The organism is Streptomyces sp. CA-251247 (genome assembly GCF_050952975.1).
GTDB classification, from domain to species: domain Bacteria; phylum Actinomycetota; class Actinomycetes; order Streptomycetales; family Streptomycetaceae; genus Streptomyces; species Streptomyces achmelvichensis.
The window spans coordinates 1039941-1057619 of record NZ_CP191861.1; the positions used below are offsets into that span (position 1 = coordinate 1039941).

15 protein-coding genes are annotated in these 17679 nt (G+C 72.5%); 10 read left to right on the forward strand and 5 right to left on the reverse strand.

What is annotated here, in order from left to right; all coding sequences use genetic code 11:
- Window positions 1-98 precede the first annotated feature (98 nt).
- Entirely contained in the window at window positions 99-1169 is a 1071-nt protein-coding gene (locus tag ACQPWZ_RS04405; protein WP_433570707.1) for an O-antigen ligase family protein, read from the forward strand.
- Between the two features lie 97 nt (window positions 1170-1266).
- Here ACQPWZ_RS04405 and ACQPWZ_RS04410 read toward each other — a convergent pair whose 3' ends face one another.
- Both ACQPWZ_RS04410 and ACQPWZ_RS04415 read right to left on the reverse strand, forming a co-directional pair.
- Window positions 1267-1824 carry a hypothetical protein gene (locus tag ACQPWZ_RS04410; RefSeq protein WP_433570708.1) on the reverse strand — a complete coding sequence of 186 codons (558 nt, stop codon included), beginning with the start codon at window positions 1822-1824 and terminating at the stop codon, window positions 1267-1269.
- Window positions 1825-1934: 110 nt separating this feature from the next.
- A complete protein-coding gene (locus tag ACQPWZ_RS04415; RefSeq protein WP_433570709.1) occupies window positions 1935-2792 on the reverse strand; it encodes a glutamate racemase in 858 nt (285 codons plus the stop codon).
- Here ACQPWZ_RS04415 and ACQPWZ_RS04420 point away from each other — a divergent pair.
- Window positions 2791-3963, forward strand: a complete 1173-nt coding sequence (locus ACQPWZ_RS04420; RefSeq protein ID WP_433570710.1) for a glycosyltransferase — start codon at window positions 2791-2793, stop codon at window positions 3961-3963. The genes ACQPWZ_RS04415 and ACQPWZ_RS04420 overlap by 2 nt on opposite strands.
- Window positions 3964-3987: 24 nt before the next feature.
- On the opposite strand, the gene ACQPWZ_RS04425 is transcribed toward ACQPWZ_RS04420, so the two are convergent.
- Window positions 3988-5268, reverse strand: a complete 1281-nt coding sequence (locus ACQPWZ_RS04425; protein WP_340471810.1) for a TerD family protein — start codon at window positions 5266-5268, stop codon at window positions 3988-3990.
- A gap of 253 nt (window positions 5269-5521) precedes the next feature.
- Between ACQPWZ_RS04425 and ACQPWZ_RS04430 the strand changes: the two genes are divergently transcribed.
- From ACQPWZ_RS04430 to ACQPWZ_RS04440, 3 genes are all read left to right on the forward strand, one after another.
- On the forward strand, window positions 5522-5959 hold the full coding sequence (locus ACQPWZ_RS04430) for a DUF6643 family protein (RefSeq protein WP_340471811.1): 438 nt from the start codon (window positions 5522-5524) through the stop codon (window positions 5957-5959).
- A 296-nt stretch (window positions 5960-6255) separates the two neighbouring features.
- Window positions 6256-6861, forward strand: coding sequence for an Rv1733c family protein (locus ACQPWZ_RS04435; protein ID WP_340471812.1), 606 nt, complete (start codon window positions 6256-6258; stop codon window positions 6859-6861).
- A 129-nt stretch (window positions 6862-6990) separates the two neighbouring features.
- A complete protein-coding gene (locus ACQPWZ_RS04440; RefSeq protein ID WP_433570711.1) occupies window positions 6991-9393 on the forward strand; it encodes a right-handed parallel beta-helix repeat-containing protein in 2403 nt (800 codons plus the stop codon).
- Here ACQPWZ_RS04440 and ACQPWZ_RS04445 read toward each other — a convergent pair.
- Window positions 9363-11726, reverse strand: coding sequence for a hypothetical protein (locus tag ACQPWZ_RS04445; RefSeq protein ID WP_405568098.1), 2364 nt, complete (start codon window positions 11724-11726; stop codon window positions 9363-9365). The genes ACQPWZ_RS04440 and ACQPWZ_RS04445 overlap by 31 nt on opposite strands.
- A gap of 197 nt (window positions 11727-11923) precedes the next feature.
- On the opposite strand from ACQPWZ_RS04445, the gene ACQPWZ_RS04450 reads away from it, so the two are divergent.
- The 4 genes from ACQPWZ_RS04450 to ACQPWZ_RS04465 all read left to right on the forward strand — a co-directional run bounded on the left by ACQPWZ_RS04450 (window position 11924) and on the right by ACQPWZ_RS04465 (window position 15870).
- Window positions 11924-12775 carry a DeoR/GlpR family DNA-binding transcription regulator gene (locus ACQPWZ_RS04450; protein ID WP_433573765.1) on the forward strand — a complete coding sequence of 284 codons (852 nt, stop codon included), beginning with the start codon at window positions 11924-11926 and terminating at the stop codon, window positions 12773-12775.
- Window positions 12776-12780: 5 nt separating this feature from the next.
- A complete protein-coding gene (locus ACQPWZ_RS04455) occupies window positions 12781-13224 on the forward strand; it encodes an SRPBCC family protein (protein ID WP_340471814.1) in 444 nt (147 codons plus the stop codon).
- A 100-nt stretch (window positions 13225-13324) separates the two neighbouring features.
- The gene (locus tag ACQPWZ_RS04460; protein ID WP_433570712.1) at window positions 13325-15304 is read left to right on the forward strand and encodes a hypothetical protein; all 1980 of its coding nucleotides are present in this window, start codon (window positions 13325-13327) and stop codon (window positions 15302-15304) included.
- A gap of 83 nt (window positions 15305-15387) precedes the next feature.
- On the forward strand, window positions 15388-15870 hold the full coding sequence (locus ACQPWZ_RS04465) for an SRPBCC family protein (RefSeq protein ID WP_433570713.1): 483 nt from the start codon (window positions 15388-15390) through the stop codon (window positions 15868-15870).
- Window positions 15871-15889: 19 nt separating this feature from the next.
- Here ACQPWZ_RS04465 and ACQPWZ_RS04470 read toward each other — a convergent pair whose 3' ends face one another.
- Window positions 15890-17023 carry a PLP-dependent cysteine synthase family protein gene (locus ACQPWZ_RS04470; protein WP_340471817.1) on the reverse strand — a complete coding sequence of 378 codons (1134 nt, stop codon included), beginning with the start codon at window positions 17021-17023 and terminating at the stop codon, window positions 15890-15892.
- Between the two features lie 199 nt (window positions 17024-17222).
- On the opposite strand from ACQPWZ_RS04470, the gene ACQPWZ_RS04475 reads away from it, so the two are divergent.
- A complete protein-coding gene (locus ACQPWZ_RS04475) occupies window positions 17223-17546 on the forward strand; it encodes a hypothetical protein (RefSeq protein ID WP_356702604.1) in 324 nt (107 codons plus the stop codon).
- The last annotated feature ends 133 nt before the right edge of the window (window positions 17547-17679 follow it).

Here is a 17679-nt window from a genome sequence, read left to right on the forward strand (position 1 = left end):
AAAACCGTGTCTCTGCCGTTACCGTGTGCGCCAGCCGTGCCGCCGGACGCGGTCGGCTGCTGCGGCGGGGGCTGCCACGGGTCCGGGGGGTCGGCGGAATGCATGCACCGTACGACCGGTCGGCGACGCGCGAACGCGGCGGCGCGACCGATGTCGCCGGTGTCGTCGTCCTCGGCGCGTGCGCGGCCTGGTCGCTGATCAGCGCGACCGGTCGCGAGGCCAGACCGGAGGGCGTGCTGCTGGCGGTGTTCGCCGTCGCCGCCGGATACGCCTTCGGCCGCATCTGCGGCACGCTGCTGCCGGTCGCCGCGGCTTCGGCCGTCTCCCTCGCCGCCCTCGGTCTGGCGATGGCCTCACCGGAGGGCGTACCCGGCGCCGGCGCGGGCGACCCCCTTCAGCCCGGGCACACCGGAGCGGCCGCCGCCCTGCTGGTCCTGGCCGCGGGCGCCGCTTCCTGCGGAGCCTGCGCAGCCCGGCCTCCGGTGCTGCGGCTGGCGCTTCGGGGACTGGCGCTGGCGGTCGCGTGCACCGCGCTGTGGCTCGGATCGGTGGCCGGATTCGCTGCCGCGACCGGTGTGCTGCTCTGCTCGCTGGCGGCCGCGCGTATGCACCGCCGAACAGCACCTCTCGGAGCGCTTGCCCTGGTGACGGGCCTGCTGGTCGCCACATCGTGGGGAGTCGCGGAGGACGCCCTGCCGGACGGGCTCACGGTGTCCCTGGAGGGACAGCTCACGCAGAACCGGGTCGCGCTCTGGCACGACGCGGTCGACCTCGCCGAGGACGACCCCCTGCGAGGAGTCGGACCGGACCGCTTCGGCCTGCTCAGTCCCACGGCACAGCAGGTGGCGGGCTCGGACGGCAAACCGCACTCCGCCTCGCTGCAACAGGCCGCCGAGCAGGGCGTGGTGGGAGTGGTACTGCTGGGGGCGGCCTTCGGCTGGATGCTGTACGGGCTGTGGCGTTCACCCCGCTCCACCCCGGTGGTCCTGAGCGCGGGTGCGGCGCTCACGGCCCTCGCGGCGCTGGCGAGCCTGGGCAACGCACTGAGCTTCGCGCCGGTGACGGTCGGTGCGGGGCTGCTGGCGGGGTTGGCGACCGCGCGGGTGGCCGGCGGTCAGCCGGCGGAGACGGGCGACGACCCGGCCCCGGCGGCTGTGCGCGCACGCTGACGGACGCGCACTGACAGTCAAGGACACGTCGGAGGCCGGTCGGCGCGGGAGACCACCCGCACATCACCCGTACCTCGGCCGAGCGACAGGCGGAGCGTCAGGCCTTGGCCGCCGTGCCCGTGCCCCGGCGCAGGCCGTCACGGATGGCCAGGACAGCGGCTTCCGCGTCGTCGACCGTCACCGTGAACACTCTGCCGTCGCCCAGAGTGACGACGATTCCCTCACCGCGCCGTACGACCACAGCGGTGCCCTTCTCCGGGCGCCAGCGGTAACCCCAGCCGCCCCACTGCCGCGGGGTGACCTTGGCGGCGACTTCCGCGCCGACGACATGCGACAGCGGAATCCGCCGACGCGGCAGGCCCATGTGACCGCAGCGCACCTCGACGGCGTCGCTGTCCACCTTCACCGCCACATGGACGAACGCGAGGGTGCCGTACAGGATCAGCAGACCGGCGGCGACACAGCCGATCACCGACATCAGCAGAGGGGCGATACCGGAGGTCCACTGGGAGGCAACCGCCAGCTCCACACCCAGCGCGACAAAGGCGGCACCCGCCGCGGCGAGCAGCCACTGCATACGGTTCGTCGCTCGGCCGGTCCACACGGCGGGGACGGGCTCCGCAGACGCACAAGAATCTCGGGTGAGGTCCTTCATGGAAGGAGAGTACCCAGCAACTGCCGCCGCAGCATGGGGTCCGTCACGAGGATCACGCCGACGTGCCGCGCCGCCGGGCAGGGCTCACCGCCAGTGCGCGGATCTCACGTTCAGTGCGCGGAGCTCACTGTCCGCAGCAGCCGGCCCTCCGCATAGTGCGCCGCCTGGGCCGGCAGGACCTCGTCCCGGCCGCTGAGCAGCACCGTCAGCCGGCTGCTCGGGGCGGCGTCGGGGGCCGGGAGCTCGCCGAGGCGCCGGAGCGCCTGCGCGGCGACCGCGTCGGCCGAGCCGTGCAGGGGCACGGACCGTCCCACGGCGGCGCGGATGCGCTCGGCGACCAGTTCGTAGTGTGTGCAGCCGAGGACGACAGCCCGGACATCGCGTGGCGTGAGAGCGGCCGCCGCGGCCACCGCCCGGTCGATGGCATCCTCGTCGGCCCACTGCACCGCGTCGGCGAGCCCGGGACACGGGACCTCCGTGACCGCGACGGAGTCGGCGAAGTCACGGATGAGCGCGCGCTGGTAGGGACTACCGGTGGTGGCCGGCGTGGCCCAGATCGCGACAGGTCCCCCGCCCGCCGACGCGGGCTTGATGGCCGGGACCGTACCGATGACGGGGATCGCCGGCTCCAGCTCGGCGCGCAGCGCGGGCAGCGCGTGCACGGATGCGGTGTTGCAGGCGATGATCAGGGCGTCCGGTGCATGGGCGACGGCCGCACGGGCGACCGTGAGCGCTCGTTCGGTCACCCGTGCGGTCACCCGTTCGTTCTCATCGTCCGGTGTGCGCGGCCCCCATGGCATGTTGTCGGGGTCCGAGGAGAGGACGAGATCCGCGTCCGGCCTCAGCCGGCGCACCGCGGCGGCCGCCGGGAGGAGGCCGATTCCGGAGTCCATGAGCGCGATCTTCACCCGGTCACCATAGTCGACCGCCCTTGCGGGGCCGGTCCGGTGGGGCAGACTGCGGCGCATGAGCGCCGTTGCCTGGATCGCCCTCGGATCGCTGACCGCCTGGGGATGGCTCCTGCTGGGCCAGGGCTTCTTCTGGGTCACGGACCAGCGGTTGCCGCACCGTGAGGACCTCGCGGTGTGGCCGGATGTCGCCGTCGTCGTACCCGCACGCGACGAGGCAGGATCCCTTCCCGCGAGCCTGCCCTCCCTGCTGGCCCAGGACTACCCGGGACGCGCGGAGATCGTTCTGGTCGACGACGGAAGCACGGACGGCACCGGAGAGGTGGCGCTTGCTCTGGCCGAGCGGTACGGCGGGCTGCCGCTGCGCGTCGTCTCCCCCGGCGAACCGGAGCCCGGGTGGACGGGGAAGCTGTGGGCCCTGCAGCACGGCATCGCCCTGGCGAGGGAGCACGAGCCGGAGTATCTGCTGCTCACCGACGCCGACATCGCCCACGCGCCGGACAGTCTGCGGGAGTTGGTGGCCGCGGCCCGCACCGGCGGACTCGACCTCGTCTCCCAGATGGCACGTCTGCGGATCGCGACCGGCTGGGAACGCCTCGTGGTCCCCGCCTTCGTCTACTTCTTCTCCCAGCTCTATCCGTTCCGGTGGATCAACCGGCCCGGTGCGCGCACGGCGGCGGCGGCGGGCGGCTGTGTGCTCCTGCGCACCGAGGCCGCCGTGCGTGCCGGCGTACCGGGCACGATCCGGCATGCGGTGATCGACGACGTGTCCCTGGCGCGCGCGGTGCAGCGCTCCGGCGGGCGCATCTGGCTGGGGCTGGCCGAGAAGGTGGACAGCGTGCGGCCCTATCCGCGCCTGGCGGATCTGTGGCGGATGGTGTCGCGCAGCGCGTACGCACAACTCCTGCACAGTCCCCTGCTGCTGACGGGCACGGTCGTCGGGCTCACGCTGGTGTACCTCGTGCCGCCGGTCGCGCTGTGCGCCGGGATCCTCGGGCACGACCCCGCGGCCGGCTGGGCCGGGGGTCTGGCCTGGGCGGTGATGGCGGCGACGTATCTGCCGATGCTGCGCTACTACCGGCAGACGCCGCTGCTCGCCGTGCTGCTGCCCTTCACCGCACTGCTCTATCTGCTGATGACGGTCGATTCGGCGGTGCAGCACTACCGTGGCCGGGGTGCGGCGTGGAAGGGGCGTACCTATGCACGCCCCAGTGCCACACCGGAGTCCTGACCGCCGAACCGGCCGTCGCCCCCGTCACTTGCGGCCGGGCGTCCAGTTCATGCCCCACCCGTAGGTGTAGTCGACGGTGCGCTGCGGGCTGACGCCGCGCTCCGGGACGAGGAAGCGGGCCTCGCGCTGCACGACGAGGTCCGAGCCCGTGTTGGTGATCAGCGCGAGCGCGCAGACGGTGGAGGGAACGGTGCACTCACCGAGCGAGAAGTCGATGGGTGCTCCGTGCTGCGGCTGGAGCGTGACCGTCGCGTCGAGGTCGGCGAAGCTGCGGGCGCCCTCGTAGATGGTCACGAAGATGACGACGCGGCGGAGCTGGTCCTTGTGGTCCAGGTTGATGGTGAGGTTCTCGCCGGACGTGCCGCCGGTGCGGTCGTCGCCGTCGAGATGGATGAACGGAGGCTGGTGCAGCGCGCCGAAGGCGTTGCCGAGGGCCTGTACGACTCCCTTGCGCCCGTCGGTGAGTTCGTAGAGCGCGCACAGGTCGAGGTCGAGGTCTCCGTGCATGGCGACGGCACGGCCGAGCTTGGCTCCCCACCCCTTGAACTGCTTGCGCACCTGCCAGCTGAGGTTGACCCGCATGGCACCCGATGTGCCGCCCTGCTTGGTGAGCGAGACGGACGGGGCGTCCTTCGTCAGCGTGACCTTGGTCAGCCGTACGGGAGCCGGCGGCTGCGGGGCGGCCGGCGGGGTGGGCGGCGCCGGAGGTGCGACGGGCGCCGGCGCGACAGGAGCGGGGGGAGGCGTGACCGGGGCGGGAGCCGGCGCCGCCTGCGGCTCGTCGACCGAGATGCCGAAGTCCGTGGCCAGACCCGCGAGTCCGGTGCTGTAACCCTGACCGACCGCGCGGAACTTCCACGCCCCCTGACGCCGGTAGAACTCACCGAGCACGAAGGCCGTCTCGACCGACGCGTCCTGGCTGTCGTAGCGCGCGATCTCCGCGCCGCTCGACGCGTCCACCACCCGGATGTAGAGCCCGGGGACCTGGCCGAAGCTGCCACCGTCCGCGGAGGCCGCCAGCACGATCTTCTCGATCGCCCCCTCCACCTGCCCCAGGTCCACCCACATCAGGTCCGTCACACCACCGGACCCGTTCTGCTTCCCCTCGTGGCGTACCGCCCCCGAAGCGTGCGAAGCCTGGTTGTAGAAGACGAAGTCCGCGTCGGAGCGGACCTTGCCCGAGCCGGTGGCAAGAAGAAGCGCCGAGGCGTCGACATCCGGTACGCCAGGACTTGAACGCCAACCCAATTCGACGCGCACCTGCTGCGCCGCCACCGGAGTATTGGCCCCTTTAAGCATGGACATGCTCGCCCCCATCGCGAGTCGGAGTGTCCGGAAAAGTTCACTGGGCGCCAACCTAATCCTCACAGGGCCTCCAGCGCCCGTGCCGACCCGTGGGTAACCCGCTCTCAGCTTGCCCTTTATAAGGCCGGCGCCCTGTCGCGCGACCGATTTTCCCGGGTTCGCTCGCATTGGGGATCCGTGGTCACTCGCATCTCCCGAAACAACCCTCTTATCGGACTCCCCAACCAGCACATCGTGGGCTTAACTTATGGCCATGACCTCCCCCCGCTCCACCTACGGCGGCGGTTACTACTCCGCTCCGTCGTTCCCCGACACCCCCATCTACGACTCCCTCGTCGCAGAGCGGGGCACGCCTCAGATCGCCCCGATCCGAGTGCCCTCCGCGTACGACGGTCCGAGCAGCTATCTGCCGGCCCTCCCCTCGGCGCTGCCCGCCCTCCCGGCGGCTCCGTCCCCGTCCTACGGTTATCCGCAGCAGATGCAGCAGCCGATGCCTCTGCAGCAGGCGACCGCGTACATCCCCCAGCAGCCGTCCGTGCCGCGCGGCTATCCGGGACCGCAGCAGCCCCAGCAGCAGCGTCCGGTGCCGAGCGGGTACGAGGCGATGCGCCCCGCCGCGGCCAGGCCGGTGCAGGCCCAGCCGGTCTACAACGACCCGTACAACCGCCCGTACCAGGGCGGCGGGTACTGATCGCGCCGTAGTCCTCACGTCCACCCCGGTCACATCGGTGGCGGGGTCCACACCCGGCGAGGCGGCCATCGTGCCGCAGGGGCTCGCCGGGGACCGTCGGTGGATGCACCACCCTGTCCGGTCCTCGGCCCTTCTGTACTGAAGAGCCGTTCCGTGGGAACCCTGTGCCGTGGCACGCGCGTTGAGCAGTCGACGGGAGCGCCGCGGCGAAGGGGTGATGTTCCTCTCTCTTCGCGCATCCCGTGCGTATGCCGTGCCGTTGGTGGCTATCACGGACGCGGAAGGGGGTGCAGGTCATGCGATCAGCCACGGGAGTCTGGCGTTGGCGGCGCAATCCCCTGCGCCGGGCGACCGACCTCGCCGAGGCATGGGTGGCACTGGTCGCCGCCCTGCTTCTCGTCACCGCGGCCCCGGTGGTCGGCTGGATCGCGGGATCGCTCGCCGACGCGTCGTTGAGACAGTCGGCGCGGACGCAAGCCGAGAGCCGCCACCAGGTCACCGCGACGGTGCTCCGTGACGCCCCGCCGGCCAAGGCGTCGACGTACGACCCCGAGTCCGCCGCCCGCGACAAGGGCCGGGCGGTCGTGGCCCGCTGGACCGCGGCGGACGGCAGCAAGCACACCGGCCGGATATCCACCGCGCTCCCCGACCCGAGGCCGGGCGAGACGCTCACCCTGTGGACCGACGACCGGGGTCGCCCGGCCGGCCGGCCCCTGGACGCGGAGACGGCCCAGGTGCACGCCGTACTGGCGGGCGTGGTCGGGGCGTTCGCCTGCGCGGGAGTGATCGAATCCGCCAGACGACTGATCACCTGGCGGCTCCTGCGGCGCCGATACGCCCGGCTCGACCGGGCCTGGGCCGTCGTCGGTCCCGACTGGGGCCGCGCCGGAGCGGGCAGCTGACCTCCCGACTCGTCAACTCCGGCCCGTCCCGCGCGCTACGGTGGTGCGACCCCCTCGCGGGGTCCGGGGGGCGCCCCCCTCTTCAGGGCGCGGCGGAGCAATGTCACGAGGTGGGGGCAGAGCAACACCATGGCACAGGGCACGGTCCAGGTGACGCACACCGGCACATCACGGTGGCGGCGCCGCACGGGTGAGTACGCCTCTCTCGCCGCGGCCCTGGAGGCCGCGGCGGACGGCGACATCCTCACCGTGGCCCCGGGGACGTACCGCGAGAATCTCGTGCTCCAGCGGGCGGTCACCCTGCGCGGTGCCGAAGGAGCGGTCGGCTCGGTGCGCATCGCGCCCGCCGACGGAGTGCCGCTGACCGTGCGCGCCTCGGCGACGGTTCAGGATCTGCACGTCGAGGGGCAGGACTCGGCGGCGCCCGCGCTGCTGGTGGAGGACGGCACACCCGAGCTGATCGATCTGCGGATCGTCACGCGCTCGGCCGCGGGCCTGGAGGTTCGCGGCGCGGCCCGTCCCACGGTGCGCCGGTGCACGGTGGACAATCCGGCCGGTATCGGCATCGCCGTACTGGAGGGCGCGGGCGGGGTGTTCGAGGAGTGCGAGGTGGTGGCGGCCGGGCAGTCGGGCGTCTCCGTCCGTGGCGGCGCGCATCCACGCCTGGAGCGCTGCCGCATCCATCACGCCTCGGGCGCGGGCCTGAGTGTCACCGGCGAGGGCACCGGTCTGGAGGCCATCGGCTGCGAGATCTACGAGATCAAGGGCAGCGGTGTGCAGGTCGCTTCGCGCGCCACGGCCCATCTCACCGACTCCAGCGTGCACCGCACCTCGGCCGACGGCATCACGCTGGACACCGATGCCGTGCTCACGCTCTCCGACTGCGACATCCACGACATCCCGGAGAACGCGGTCGATCTGCGGTCCCGCTCGGTGCTGACCCTGACCCGTTCCACGGTGCGCCGCTTCGGGCGCAACGGACTCTCGGTCTGGGACCCGGGCACCCGGGTGGACGCCAATCAGTGCGAGATCCACGACAGTACGGGCGACTATCCGGCCGTGTGGGTCAGCGACGGGGCCACGGCCGTCCTCGAGTCGTGCCGCGTCCACGACGTGCCGGACGCTCTGTTCGTCCTGGACCGCGGCTCGCGGGTCGACGTCGTCGACAGCGATCTCACCCAGGTGCGGAACACCGCCGTGTCGGTGAGCGACGGGGCGAGCGCGCAGCTCGACGACTGCCGGATCCGCGAGGTGTCGACCGGGGCATGGTTCCGCGACCACGGCAGCGGCGGCACGCTCAGCGGCTGCACCATCGACGCGGCACAGACCGGGGTGATCGTCACCAAGGGCGCCGATCCGCTGATCGAGCGGTGCACGGTCACCTCGCCCGCCGAGGCGGGGTTCTATGTCTCGGCGGAGGGCCGGGGCACCTTCCGCGGCTGCCGGGTGACGGGCAGCGGAGGGTACGGCTTCCATGTGATGGGCGGCTGCCGCACGACGCTGAACCGCTGCCGCACGGAGCGGTGTGCGCGCGGGGGCTACGAGTTCGCGGAGCCGGACGGTCCGGTCGTCGAGGACTGCACGAGCGACGAGAGCGCGGTGCGGCCGCAGACGGAGCCGACTCCGGCCGTGGTGACGGCGACCCAGACGGCCGGTCTGCTCGGGGCGGTCCCCGCACAGCCCACGCAGCCGACGGAGTCCGCGCCGCCGGCCGAGCCGGTGCGCACATCCGGTGCCGTGCTCGGCGAACTGGACGGGCTGGTCGGCCTGGACAGCGTCAAGCGCGAGGTCCGCACGCTCACCAACATGATCGAGGTGGGCAGGCGCCGCCAGGAGGCGGGGCTGAAGGCCGCCTCGGTGCGCCGGCATCTGGTGTTCACCGGCTCCCCCGGCACCGGCAAGACGACCGTGGCGCGGCTGTACGGCGAGATCCTGGCTTCGTTGGGTGTGCTGGAGCGCGGTCATCTCGTCGAGGTGTCCCGGGTGGACCTGGTCGGTGAGCACATCGGCTCCACGGCGATCCGTACGCAGGAGGCGTTCGACCGGGCGCGCGGCGGGGTCCTGTTCATCGACGAGGCGTACGCCCTGTCCCCCGAGGACTCGGGGCGTGACTTCGGCAAGGAGGCCATCGACACCCTGGTGAAGCTGATGGAGGACCACCGGGAGGCGGTGGTGGTCATCGTCGCCGGCTACACCGCGGAGATGGAACGCTTCCTGTCGGTCAACCCCGGTGTGGCGTCCCGTTTCTCACGGACCATCACCTTCCAGGACTACGAGGCCGACGAGCTTCTGCGGATCGTGGAGCAGCAGGCCGAGGACCACGAGTACCGGCTCGCGGAGGGCACGGACGACGCTCTGCTGAAGTACTTCACGGCGCTGCCCAAGGGCCCCGCGTTCGGCAACGGCCGTACCGCGCGGCAGACGTTCGAGTCGATGGTGGAGCGGCACGCGGGCCGGGTCGCCGAGCTCACCGAGATGAACACCGACGACCTGACCCTGCTCTACCCGGACGACCTGCCCGAACTGCCCTGAGTCTGGCGGGGGACGGCCGCGCCGATCCGGTCGAGCAGTTCCTGGCGCTCGGTACGGAAGGCCGGATCGGCCTGGTAGTCGGAGTGGCCCAGAATCGGTTCGGGCAACGGGTGCTGGCGTGAACGGCCGTATATCAGCGGGTCCTTGAGCGCTGCCCGGTCGACATCGGGGTGGTCGCCCTCGGCCGGCACCCGGACGGGCCCGCCGATCGGGTCGGTGACCCGCCAGAGGTTGCGCCAGCAGTCCAGTTCACCGCGCAGCTCGCGCAGCGCCGCGGGTCCGAAGTAGGCGGGGAACCAGCGGCCGTAGAGCCGCTCCAACGGGGATCCGTACGTCAGCAGGGCGACCCGGCGGCGGGTCTGAGGCGGCAGCTGCCAGACGGCCGAGGCTGCCAGCACACTGCCCTGGGAGTGGCCGGAGATGACGAGCCGGCCCCCGGTCCGTTCGGTCCAGGTGCACATGCGCCAGGTGAGGTCGGGAACGGCTCGCTCCGCGTAGCACGGTGGCGCGAAGGGGTGTGCGGCGCGCGGCCAGAAGGTGCCGACGTCCCACAGGATGCCGATGGTGCGCCGGGCGGAGGCGTCGCGGTAGGCCCGGCGCCCCCAGGTCACGAACAGTATGAAACCGAAGCCGATCAGCCAGGAGCCCAGCGACTGCGCGGTGTCGGCGACGGACTCGACGAACCCGCCGCTGCCGGCGAACGCCTCGCCCGGCACTGCTCCCCCCGCCCACGCTCCGGCGACTGCGCCGGCGCCGAGCAGCAGGGTGGCGCCGGAGACGATGCCGACGAGCCAGGGTGCGTCGTCGGTGAGGCCTGCCCGGGCCCGGGTGCCGGCGATCCGCCGCGTCCGTACGGCGTCGGGGCGGTCCGCGTCGTACTCCGACTCGACGCCCTCGGCGATGCGGCGGCCGGTCAGCCAGGTCCGGACGCCGAGGACGGCCGACGGGACGAGCAGGAGCACCAGCAGCACGGGGATGACGGACGCCTGCCAGCTGAGCAGGACGGGAGGTCCGGGGATGGTGCCCTCGCCGTGCATGCCGGGGGTGCCCGGGCCGTCCAGCCAGTCGGCGACCCTCTGGGCGACACCTCCGGTCATCACCCCGCCGAGCGCGCAGGCGAGCATCGCGACGGCGGGGCCGCCGAGACCGTGCAGGACGGTCCGGGCGTCGCGCGCGTGCCGGTGGAGGGCCCGGGCCGCGACGGCGAGGGCGACGACCAGTGCCCCCTGGGCGACGGTGATGACCCCGAAGGTGACATCGCCGGGGAGGGTGCCGCTCGACGTCCACCCGGGCCGGGACCAGCAGGCGTACAGCAGGGAGAGCGCGAACAGGGCGAGTGCCGCGCCGGGCAGCACGCTGACGGTGACGCGGTCCAGCCGGGCGTCCATCCGGCGTTCGCTGCGGCCCCGGCGGAAGACGACCCGCAGCACGGCCAGGAGCCCGATGGCGAGTGCGGCCTCGATCAGCCATCCGCAGACCGCGAGCGGGGTGCTACCGGCTCCCCGGTCGTGCCGGGCGGCGGCTCCGGCGACGGCAGCGGAGACGGTGAGGAAACCGGCCGCGGTGTGCGCGGCACGCAGCCGGGCGACGAGCCGGCGTCCGTACCAGAAGCCGGGCCGGCCGAGCGCGGGACGCAGGGCCGGGCCGGCGGTGTGTGCCTCGTCGTCCTTCGGCCCGGCCTCGCCCTCCGCCACGTCCTGGCCGCTCGGCGGCCGCTGCGACTCGTACGCGCTCCAGGTGCGGTTGGACAGATACCAGAGCAGGCCCACCAGCGCGGCCGGGAGCAGGGAGGCGAGCGCGAGCCGGCGGCCGGGCTGCGACCACCAGCCGCCCTGGGCGCTCGAGATGAATCCCAGCCAGGACCGGTCGGCGGCGCAGGCGGCCGAGCCCGCGCACTGCCAGGCGACGAGGTCGAGCGCCACCTCGCAGGCGGCGGCGGTGAGCAGCACGGTGAGGCTGAGGGCGAGGAGCCGCACCAGGACCCCGTACGTCCGGGTCGTCCGCCGGCGGCCCCGGGCGCGCGGCCGCATCCAGTGCGCGAGGTTGACGACCATGAACGGCAGCAGGAGAAGCCACAGGGCCCGGGCGCTGTTGCCCGAGGTGAGGTTGGACCAGCAGTAGGCCTCGGGGATGGGCCGGTCGACGTACAGCTCGGGTCGGTGTTCCGCCTCCTCGTCCTCGGTGCGGCGGAAGACGGCGGCTTTCTCGTCGCCGGAGACCCGCACCGTGCGGGGGTCACCGAGCATGTCCTGCGGGGTCGCACCGCCGACGCCGTGGACCAGCAGTTCGAGCGCGGGCCCTCCGTGCTGCGGTACCGGAGTGGCAGGGGACACTTCTGTGACTCGCTCTCTCGGTGGGAGGATCGATCCGTGCGCGACCGCGCAGTGTTCATGCCCCAGAATCCCGGATCTCAGCAGTTCACCGCACCGCTCTCACCGAATCTCCGCGAGCCCGGGGCGTGCGAGCCGTGCGAGGATGAGAAACCTTGACCTCGGACGCTCACGACGACGTGGAAGGACCGGCCCCGGCAGTGACGGACAACCAGAACCTGCTCGCGGAGCAGCGGCGTGCTCTGATCCTCGACGAGGTACGCAGGCGCGGCGGGGTGCGGGTCAACGAACTCACCCGCAAGCTCAACGTCTCCGACATGACCGTGCGCCGGGACCTGGACGCGCTGGCCCGCCAGGGGGTCGTGGAGAAGGTCCACGGCGGTGCGGTGCCGGTGGTCGAGGCGAGCACCCACGAGCCGGGGTTCGAGGCCAAGTCGGCGCTGGAGCTGAGCGCCAAGGAGGACATCGCGCGAGCGGCGGCGCAGCTGGCGGTGCCCGGCAGCGCGATCGCCCTGTCCGGCGGGACCACCACGTACGCGCTGGCGCATCATCTGCTGGACGTGCCGGATCTGACGGTGGTGACCAACTCGGTGCGTGTGGCGGACGTGTTCCACGCCGCGCAGCGCTCGGGGGCGACCGCCGGTCCACGTCCGGGCAGCGCGACCGTGGTCCTGACCGGTGGTGTGCGTACGCCGTCGGACTCGCTGGTGGGTCCCGTCGCCGACCAGGCGATCCGCTCGCTCCACTTCGATGTGCTCTTCCTCGGGGTGCACGGGATCTCGGTGGAGGCGGGTCTGTCCACGCCGAACCTTGCGGAAGCAGAGACCAACCGCCGCTTCGTACAGGCCGCGCGGCGGGTGGTGGTGGTCGCCGACCACACCAAGTGGGGGACGGTGGGCCTGAGTTCGTTCGCCGCCCTTGCGGAGATCGACACGCTGGTCACGGACGCCGGGCTGTCCGCGGAGGCGCGCGAGGAGATCGCGGAGCATCTGCCGGGTCTGGTGGTGGCGGGCGGTCCGGAGAGTTCCGGGCAGGACGAACAGGACGGCTGACCGACGTGACGGCGTTCCGGCTGACGCGGGCGGTGACGCTGAGCGCGGACGAGGCGTGGAGCCGGGTCACCGACTGGCGCTCCCATGCGGCCCAGGTGCCGCTCACCCGGCTGTCCTCGGTCTCCGGGGTACCCACCGGCGAGGGCACGCTGTTCGTCGTGCGCTCCGGCGTGGGACGGGTCGGCTTCGACGATCCGATGGAGGTCGTGCGCTGGGTCCCGCCGGGTGCGGGTGGTACGGCCCGCTGCCGGCTGGAGAAGCGGGGCCGGGTGATCACCGGCTGGGCGGAGATCGAGGTGGAGCCGCAGGGCGCGGGGGCGGTGGTGGTGTGGACCGAGGAGCTGCGGATCCGGCCGCTGCCGCGGGCCTTGGATCCGCTGGTCGTCAGGGTGGGTCGGGTGGTGTTCGGCCGGGCGCTGGACGGGCTGTTGCGGGGGCGCGGTCACTGAGCGGGGCCAGGCCCAGGAACGCCGGTGTGACCGTCGCACGATTCAGTCGTTTGACGTGGCGAGTGAGAGCGCATCAGCACATCCGGAAGGCCCAGCACCGATGCCGACACGCCAACAGCCGCCCGCAGGCGCCGTAGCTGCCGGGCTTCCCGGGATCGACGAGGCGGAAGCAACCCTCGTCGAGCACTATCCCCGGCTCGTCCGTCTCGCCTATCTGACACTGCCCGCGTCGCTGGGCCGCCACCGGCGGGTTCTCGTCGCGCACTCCACGGTCCAGCGGGCACTGCCCCGCGCCCACCGCTCGCAGCGCACGCCCCGGGTTCCCTCTCAGCGCGGCACGGAGGCGTCCGCCTATCTCTGGGTGCGTACCCGGGTGCTGCGGGCCGCTCTGCGCCACGAGCTGCGGCCGCGTTGGTGGCCCGCCCGCGCCGGGGGGTCCGCGGTGCGATGGCCCGGACTGCCCCTCGTGGTGGGTCTGCGGCTGTTCCCGAGCGCCGGCGGCGCCGAGGAACTCGCCCTCGACCAGGCGCTGTCGGCGCTGGCCGCACCCGCGCGTGCGGCGTTCGCGCTGACCGTGCTGGAGGGCCTGTCCGACCAGGAGGTCCTGGCACTGCTGAAGGAGGCGGGGGCGGCCGATCCGGAGGAGGCGCTGTGGTCCGCCGCACGGCTGCGGCGTGCCGGGGACGGTCGTACCGAATCGCTCCTGCGCAGCGCGGAGTTCGATCCCTGCGCCGTCCAGACGCGCCCCACGGATCTGCTCCGCCGCCGGCAGCGTGCCCGTTCGATCGCCACCGGCGCAGCGTTCGTCGTGATCGCCGCCGCGGTGGTGACGGTGTCCGACGAGGCGGCCCGCGACGCGGGCCCGGTGACGGCCATGGACGCCGGAAACGTGGCCCTGGCCCGGGCGCTCGACCCGGAGTTGCTGGAACACGCCCCGCGCGACGAGTGGGCGGACACCTCCCGGATCGACTTCTCGGTCTGGCCGGCCCGCGGGGACCGGGTGAACGACACAGCACTGCTGGAGCGGGCGCTGCGCGCGTGGGCCCGGCCGGACACGGAGCTGAGGGTCTCGGCCACCGCCGACACGGCCAAGGTCCCCCCGGCGAAGCCACCGCGGCTGCTGTTCGCGGGCGACTGGGACGGAGCGGCGGTGGTGCTGCTGCACGAGGGGGAGCGAGTGGTGCGCTACGCCGAGCCGGTGTCCGGCGACGGCCCCGCGGCGCTCGACTTCGCCCGTACGGACAACGCCGATGTGACGACCGCCGCGGCTCTGGTCGTGAACCGTACCGCGTCCGGTGCCCGCTATCTGCTGGCGCCGTGGATCGCGGAGACCACCACGCGGGATCTGCTGGCGCCCGACAGCCCGGCCCGGGATCTCGAAGTCTCCGCCGACGGGGTCACCGCGGTGGTGCCGAGCCCGGCGCCCGGCGGCTCGTGTTCGTCGTGGCCGGTGCTGCAACTGCGGTCGTCGGAGCGGATCGTGGAGAACCACGCGTTCCTCGTGACCGACCTCGGGGATCTCGCTCCGGTCCATCTCACCCACACCCCGCCGCCGTCGTCCGGCGCTCCGGCGCGGCAGCCGCGCGAGGCGACCGGTGGTCCCGCGCTGACCGGCTGGGCGCGGGGCGCCTGTCTGCTCGCCACGCTGCGCGGGTCGGGCGTACGGGCCGTCAACAACTGGACGTACGCCGAGCAGGAGTTGCCCGACAAGGGCGGACGGGCGGCCTGGGTGTGCACCCGCGCAGACACCTGGCGCGGGCGCGGCCGGGTGCTGGTGCAGTTCCAGCCGCCGGCCGGGGCGGTCACCGCGCCGGGCGCAGTGGTGGCCGAGGCGAAGGACTCGGCGGCCTGCAGCAGGTTCGGGCAGCATGTGCTGGCCGGCACGCACTGGCGGTCGCCGTCGGGCAGATGGTTCCTGCTGGCGGCGGGCAGCCGGGCGGTGACACGGATCTCCGCGTCCGGCGCTGTGACGGCCGGCGCCGCGGGTCCGACGCTGGCGGTGCCCGCGCCCCGGGACGCTCAGGTGAAGCTGTCGGGCCGGATGCGGGGCGGGGAGGGCCTCTCCGCGCTCGGAGGCTGACGTCGACCGCTCTGCAGGGGCGGACAATTGACAGGATGTCAGTTACGGTGTGGGGCCCGCTCCCTGCACCGGAGGTACGGTCCATGCCCCGCCGACTCCACCCGGTGGAACTCGACTTCGCCGAGTCCGCCCCCGTACGACTGGTCTTCACCGGCGACGTCTCCGCCTCCCCGGAGGCGGTGTACCGGGCGCTCGCCGAGGACGTGACGGACTGGCCGGCCTGGTTCGACGCGGCGTCCTCGGCCGTCCCCACCCGCGACGGCGCGGGCCGGGACGTCCGGCTCAAGGGCGGCATCTTCTTCGGCGAGACGGTCATGGCGACGGATCCCCATGAGCGTTACGCGTACCGGGTGGACACCACCAACGCACCCGGTCTGCGGGCCCTGTTGGAGGAATGGGTGGTCACTCCGACGGCACAGGGCAGCCGGGTGCGGTGGACCTTCGCCGTGGACGGTCCGGCGCCGGTGCGCGTCCTGGTGCGGCTGAGCAGAGCGGGCCTCGGCACGTCCTTCCGGCGGGCGATACGCCGGCTGGACCGCAGGCTCGCCCGGTCCGCCACCTCCTGACCCGCACGCGCGAGCCGCGTCAGTCGGGCCAGACGCCGGTCGACAGGAAGTGCTCCAGGGTCGCGGTGTACGGAGCGATGTCCAGCCCCTGTCCGGCCAGCCACGCGTCGGAGTAGTACTTGTCCAGATAACGGTCGCCCGGGTCGCAGAGCAGTGTGACAACACTCCCCCGCTGCCCGTCCGCCACCATCTGGGCGATGATCCTCAGCGCGCTCCACAGGCCGGTGCCGGTGGAGCCGCCCGCCTTGCGCCCGATGGCCGCGTCCAGTGCCCGTACGGCCGCGACGCTGGCCGCGTCGGGCACCTTCATCATCCGGTCGATGGCTCCGGGCACGAAGCTCGGCTCCATGCGCGGCCGGCCGATGCCCTCGATACGGGAGCCGCAGTCGGTGCTGGCCTGCGGGTCGCTCTCGGTCCACCCCTCGAAGAAACAGGAGTTCTCCGGGTCGGGCACACAGATGCGGGTGTCGTACTGCATGTAGTGCACGTAGCGGGCCACGGTCGCCGATGTACCGCCCGTGCCGGCCGTGGCGACGATCCAGGTGGGGCAGGGGTACCGCTCCAGCCGCAGTTGCTGGTAGATCGACTCGGCGATGTTGTTGTTGCCGCGCCAGTCGGTGGCCCGCTCGGCGTAGGTGAACTGGTCCATGTAGTGGCCGCCGGTCCGCTCGGCGAGTGCCGCCGACTCCTCGTACATCCTGCGGGAGTCGTCCACGAAGTGGCACCGGCCGCCGTGGAACTCGATCAGCCGGATCTTCTCGGTGCTGGTGGTGCGCGGCATCACCGCGACGAAGGGGACGCCGATCAGTTTGGCGAAGTACGCCTCGGAGACGGCCGTGGAGCCACTGGACGCCTCGATGACGGGCTTGCCCGGCCGGATCCAGCCATTGCAGAGGCCGTAGAGGAAGAGAGAACGAGCCAGCCGGTGCTTGAGGCTGCCGGTGGGATGGGTGGACTCGTCCTTGAGGTAGAGGTCGATGCCCCACTCCTCGGGCAACGGGAATCTCAGCAGGTGGGTGTCCGCCGATCGGTTGGCGTCCGCCTGGACCTTGCGGACCGCCTCCTTCAGCCAGGCCCGGTACTGCGGGTCGCTACGGTCGACGTCGGCGGTCGCCGTCGCCCCGTCCGTCACACGCTTCTCGTCCGTGCTCATGAGCGTCGCCCCTCGCCTTGGCCAGTACTGCATCCCTCCTGCCACAGTAAGCCCCTCACCTGCACAAACGTTGACTTTGGGCATCCATAGGGGTCGCTTGTGGGCCGGGACGTGCGCTACCTGCGGACACGCACTGGTGCACGCGGCCGGAGTTGTGCAGACTGCCAGGAGATGACCTGACGAAGGGGGCGGTGGGCCGATGGCGATGGTGGAGCCCGAGTTCCGGGCCACGGGCGTACGGATCGAACGATGGCCGCGCTCACTCACCAAGGCCGGACAGGTCTTGATCAAGGACGGCAAGGTGGCCTTGCTGACGAGTTACGGCCGGGTGATCGACAGCGCCCCCGTCCGCGCGGTCAGCGCGGGCCGGCCCTGGTTCGCCGACGAGGCGAGCACGGCGGTCACGGTGAACGGCAAGCGGTACCGGCTGACCATGGGTCAGCGCAATCACCGGCCCGAAGCCCGGGCACTGGCCGGGCGTTTCCTGGACGCGGTGCGCGGCGCGGGCGGCCGCAGGGACTGAGATTCCCCGCCCGGGTGCTGTCAGGTTGCGGGACCGTCGTCATTGGTTCACGCTGGTCTCACATCACTCAGGGTGCACCGGCGGTAACGCTGTGATCCAGCCCGCCGGACAAATCAGCAGCCAGCCAACTGCT